The 4,615-nt window shown below is 69.5% G+C and carries 6 protein-coding genes; 4 read left to right on the top strand and 2 right to left on the bottom strand.

Features of this window, described 5'->3' with window-relative positions; genetic code table 11:
• The coding region (locus ACM2XV_RS12675) for a zinc-binding dehydrogenase (protein ID WP_487027183.1) at positions 1 to 481 on the top strand (481 nt) is incomplete at its 5' end.
• 106 nt (positions 482 to 587) lie between these two features.
• Here the strand turns inward: ACM2XV_RS12675 and ACM2XV_RS12680 are convergent.
• The gene (locus tag ACM2XV_RS12680; RefSeq protein WP_487027184.1) at positions 588 to 1,982 is read right to left on the bottom strand and encodes an HNH endonuclease; all 1,395 of its coding nucleotides are present in this window, start codon (positions 1,980 to 1,982) and stop codon (positions 588 to 590) included.
• A 103-nt stretch (positions 1,983 to 2,085) separates the two neighbouring features.
• On the opposite strand from ACM2XV_RS12680, the gene ACM2XV_RS12685 reads away from it, so the two are divergent.
• The 3 genes from ACM2XV_RS12685 (at position 2,086) to ACM2XV_RS12695 (ending at position 4,020) form a co-directional block, all read left to right on the top strand.
• Positions 2,086 to 2,736 carry an HAD family hydrolase gene (locus ACM2XV_RS12685; protein ID WP_487027185.1) on the top strand — a complete coding sequence of 217 codons (651 nt, stop codon included), beginning with the start codon at positions 2,086 to 2,088 and terminating at the stop codon, positions 2,734 to 2,736.
• Between the two features lie 65 nt (positions 2,737 to 2,801).
• A complete protein-coding gene (locus ACM2XV_RS12690; RefSeq protein ID WP_487027186.1) occupies positions 2,802 to 3,605 on the top strand; it encodes a MerR family transcriptional regulator in 804 nt (267 codons plus the stop codon).
• Positions 3,606 to 3,657: 52 nt separating this feature from the next.
• Positions 3,658 to 4,020: a nuclear transport factor 2 family protein gene (locus ACM2XV_RS12695; protein ID WP_344776510.1), complete on the top strand. Its 363-nt coding sequence runs from the start codon at positions 3,658 to 3,660 to the stop codon at positions 4,018 to 4,020.
• Between the two features lie 6 nt (positions 4,021 to 4,026).
• Here the strand turns inward: ACM2XV_RS12695 and ACM2XV_RS12700 are convergent.
• Positions 4,027 to 4,615 (bottom strand): Lhr family helicase (locus tag ACM2XV_RS12700; protein WP_487027187.1); only part of this gene is annotated, 589 nt, incomplete at its 5' end.

A 4,615-nucleotide genomic window follows, 5' to 3' on the forward strand; every position in this document is an offset into this window, starting at 1 on the left:
GTTCGCGGCGGCGCTCGGCGCCGAGGTCACGGTGCTGAGCCGCACGCCTGGCAAGGGCGACGACGCGCGCGCACTGGGTGCGGTCGGGCTGCTCGACACCACCGACGAGGCGCAGCTGGCTCAGGCATCCGGTCGATTCGACTTCATCCTCGACACGATCTCGGCTCCGCACGACCTCGCCCCGCTCATCGGGCTGCTCGGTCTCGACGGAACGCTCAGTGTGGTCGGCTTGCCGATGCCTACGGAGGTGCCGCTCATGCTGCTGACCCGCGGTCGCCGGAAGCTGACGTCGTCGGGCACGGGCGGTCGCCGGGGAACGGCCGAGATGCTTGCGTTCGCCGCTGAGTACGGCATCACGGCGGATATCGAGCTGGTGCCGTCGGCCGAGGTCGCGACGGCGCTCGACCGGTTGGAGCGCGGCGACGTGCGCTACCGCTTCGTGCTCGACTTGGCCGATCTGGACGCACCCGCAACGGCCTGACCGGCCGCCCCGCGCCCGCATCCGCCTGACCGGCCACCCCTCGCCCGGCGCCGGGTTGTCTTCGTCGCCGGGTGGCGCTCCTCGTGGCGCCACCCGGTCCGGCGTCTCAGTCGTTGGGTGGTGCTCCGGGTGGTGCTCCGGATGGCGCGCCGGCTCTGATGCGCGTTGCGGCGCCGTCGCCGGTGGGCTGCCAGTCGAGGGCCTTTCCGGCGGCGGCGTAGCGGACTTCGGGGGTGCCGTTGCGCATTCTGATGTGCCAGGGGCCGCTGTCGATGTTGTGATGGTGATACCAGCACAGCAAGACGCCGTTGCACACGTCGGTCGGCCCGCCGTCTTTGTAAGAGACGACGTGGTGGACTTCGCACCACTGGGCGGGCACGGTGCAGCCGCGTATGAGGCAGGTGCCGCCATCGCGCAGGGCGATGGCGCGGCGTTGCCGTTTGGTGAACCCGCGAACGTCACGGCCGAGCCGCAGCACATCGCCGTCGGGGGCGAAAACGACCGTCTGGCTGCCGCCGGTGCAAGCGGCTTGTGCCGCTTCAGCGACGGGGACCGGCTCTGCTGTTCCGGCATAGAAGGCGAGCCCGGTGCCCGAATGGAGTTCTGCGACGGTGGTCGAGAGCCACACGGTGGGGTGGTCCCCGCCCATGTCGGGAGATTCCGCGGAGCGAGCCTGACTGGCGCACACGTCTCGCAGCAGGTCGGCGCGCTTCTGCCCGGCCGTGCGCTCGTCACTCGGCGCCCTCTCGCTTCCACCGTGGTCCGCGGGCTGGAACGCGACGGTCTTCTTCCCCTTCGGGTTCACGAACGCGTCGAACAGGCCCCGCACCACGGCAGCGTGCCCGGCGGGCAGCAGCCCGGACACCTTCGCGACACCGTCGACCGTGGGGCCGACCCAGAAGTACCGCTCTTTCATGGCCTTCCTCGCCGCGTCTTCCACCATGTGGACAGACAGTCGCGCGGCTGTCTCGGCGGCCCTCGCCTTTACCTCGTCTGCGTCCGCGGCCACCGCGAGTTCGACCAGCTCGGTCTGCGCGGTTGTGAGCTCCGCCGTATCAGCGGTGGCGGCGGCCCTCTTCAGCTCTCCGCTGATTGCTGCTGCGGCGTCTCGACCGATGCGACCGTCGAGCACGGCGGCCTCGACGGCAGGAAGCTGCTTCAGATCGGTGACCTGGGTGACGAGCTTCTGGGCCTCCTTGCCTGAGGACTTCGTCAGGTTCTGCAGGGCGGCCGCCGCGGTCTTGAATCCCAGGCGCCTCGCCAAGGAGCTGGGCGACTCGGGGTCGGAGCGCCGCTCCACCTCGCCGGCAACGGCAAGGTCGAGCGCGCCCAGGTGTCGGTGGGCCGCGGCAAGATCTTCCGCGAGCCGCACCAATTGCCCGTCGCTGAGGGTGGCAGGGTCGACCGGAAGTGCAGCGCTCAGGCGCGACAGCGCCCCGCATGCGGCGGACCCGACTTCTGACATGGAATGAGTATACGAGCCAGAAGCGGAAAAAGCCATAGCTACTATCGAACAGATATCCACAGATCAGTTGCGTCTGCATACTTCTCCACAGGCCATGTTCCGGCTCAGCACTGCAGACAGCGAGCGATAGCGTCGTCGTGTGCCGCTTGCAGCAATCGATCTCGACGGGACTCTCGTCGATCAAGCTCGTGCCGCTCGAATCTGGGCGTCAGAGTTCGTCGCTGAGTGGCGCCTCCCGGCTGAATCGACTGCGTCGATCGCGTTCGCGCTGGCGGAGCGCGTCCCGAAGGACGCCGTCTTCGATCACATCTCTTCTGAATGGTCGCTGCCGGCTTCCGGGCGCGAATTATGGGATTCATATCGGCAGCGGATGCCTCAGCTGGTCACCTGCGCGAATGAGGACAAAGTCGCCTTGTCGCGCCTCCGCGATGCGGGATGGACCATCGGAATCGTCACTAACGGGACGGCCGACAATCAGTTGGGGAAGATCCGATCCACTGGACTCGCGGCGCTCGTCGACGGCTGGGCGATCTCCTCAGAAGTCGGCGCTCGCAAGCCTGACCCGGCGATCTTCCACGCGCTCGCCGCGCGACTTCACTGCCCGCTTGACGGTTGGATGATCGGCGACAGCCTCGAGCACGACATCGATGGCGGGTCCGCCTGCGGCCTGCTTACTGCGTGGATCTCAACGGAGCCGCAGGCGCAGCCACAGGCGCAGTCGCGACCCGACGTCATCGCTGCGACTGTCGCCGACGCCGTCGCGCAGATCCTCGCCTCGCCCCTGGGCTGATCGATCGGCCTTCAGGGCACCCCTCACGACGACGCGCTCCCAGGCATCCCATTGAAGATGCTGTCGTGACCTCCTTGATGACCATCGGCGACTTCGCGCGCGCGACCCGCCTGAGCGCCAAGGCGCTGCGGTTCTATCACCAGGTCGGCCTGCTCGAGCCCGCCGAGGTCGGCGCGGTCAACGGCTACCGGCTGTATGCGGCAGAGCAGATCGTCACCGCGCAGATCATCCGCCAGCTGCGCTCGCTCGAGGTTCCGGTCGACACGATCCGCGAGATCCTCCGAGCTGATGTCGCGGCGCGCAACGCACTGATCGCCGACCATCTCGAGCGGCTGGAGGCGCGGCTCGAGGCGACTCGCTCAGCGGTGCTATCGCTGCGCGGGCTGCTCAGCGAGCCCTCCGCGGAACGACAGGTCGAGCACCGCAGCGTTCCCCCGATGCCCGTGCTGGCCATCCGCGAGACGATCGAACTCAGCGAGCTCGGCCCGTGGTACGACGCGGCGATGAGCGAGCTGGATGCTGCGATCGACGCATGCGGCGCCGAAGCGGCCGGCGCGCGCGGCGGCATCTGGGACACCCGGCTCGTGCTCGACGAGCGCGGCGAGGCGACGGTGTTCACCCCGGTGGCGACTCTCGAGGGACTCGACGACGCGACGATCGGGCCGACTCGGGCGCGCGCCGAACTACTGCCCGCCGTCGAACTGGCGATCGTCGCCCACCGCGGGCCCGATGCCACGATGGCGCAGACCTACGGGCGTCTGGGCGCGTACGTCGCCGAGCATGAGATGGGCATTGACGGGCCGATCCGCGAGACCTACCTCGGCACAGTGACCGAGGTCGGCTGGCCGATCTTCCGCACCGCGCGTTGAGGCGGCCCTGTCGGCTTGACCTTCCCCTAAGGGGAAGCGCGAGGCTCGGGCGATGAACGAATTCGCCCACGCCGCCGCCCACCCCTCGAACGCCGTCGCACCGGTGATCACGCGCTACTTCGACCTCATGGCCGGCACCGACAAAGCCGCGGTCATCGACGTGTTCGCGCCCGACGCCGTGGTCGCCGATGACGGTCGCCGCTATCGCGGCCGCGCCGAGATCCTCGGCTGGCTGACCGGCGCCGCCAGCGAGTTCACCTTCACCACCACGCGGGTATCGGCCGAGCAGACCGGCGAGACCGCGCTCGTCGTGAATGTTCTCGAAGGCGACTTCCCCGGCGGTCGCGTCGAGCTGCGCTACGCGTTCGAGCTGACGCCCGACGGACTGATCCGCGCCCTGAGCATCACGGTCTGACGGCCGTCAGTACCGCAGCCGCAACCCACGCGGCGTCTCGCTGAAACCGGCCGCCGCCAGGGCCTCGCCCAGCGAGGTTCCGAGCACGAACGCCCCGTTCGCCGACTCGATCGCGAGCCGGTCGGTGCCGCCACGGCGCACGAGCTGCGCCACTGCTGCCGCCGCTGCGCCCAGCACAGCGGGCTCGTCGCTGAACGCGAGCACCGTCTTCCCACCGCGCTCGATGTACAGCACGAGTGCGCCGTCCACCAGGGCGACGAGCGCCCCGGCCTTGCGGCCCGCGCGATGGCCTGAGACGCCCTCGGCGGTCAGCGGCGGATCGGGCCACGGCAGCGCCGCGCCATACGGGTTCGCGGGGTCGGTCGCCGCCAGCGCCACCGCGTTCAATGGGGGCTCGGCCGTGGCATCCGCCGTGAATCCGCGCAGGCGGTCGACGGTTGGCGAGCTCGCGAACTGCGCCGCGCCGAGCGTCTCGATGAAGTAGCCACGGCGCACGTGGCCCGTCTGCTCGAACTCGGCCAGCACGCGGTAGGCGAGCGCGAAGCCGCCGGGCTGGCCCTCGTTCTGCACCGACCCGCGCGTCACCACTCCGTAG

This window comes from Gryllotalpicola sp. CP2-P1 (assembly GCF_057512245.1).

Excerpts from the sequence above, each read along its gene's own strand:
- ACM2XV_RS12680 (WP_487027184.1), bottom strand. The coding sequence starts at position 1,982 with ATGGCTTTTTCCGCTTCTGGCTCGTATACTCATTCCATGTCAGAAGTC.
- ACM2XV_RS12695 (WP_344776510.1), top strand. The coding sequence starts at position 3,658 with ATGAACGAATTCGCCCACGCCGCCGCCCACCCCTCGAACGCCGTCGCA.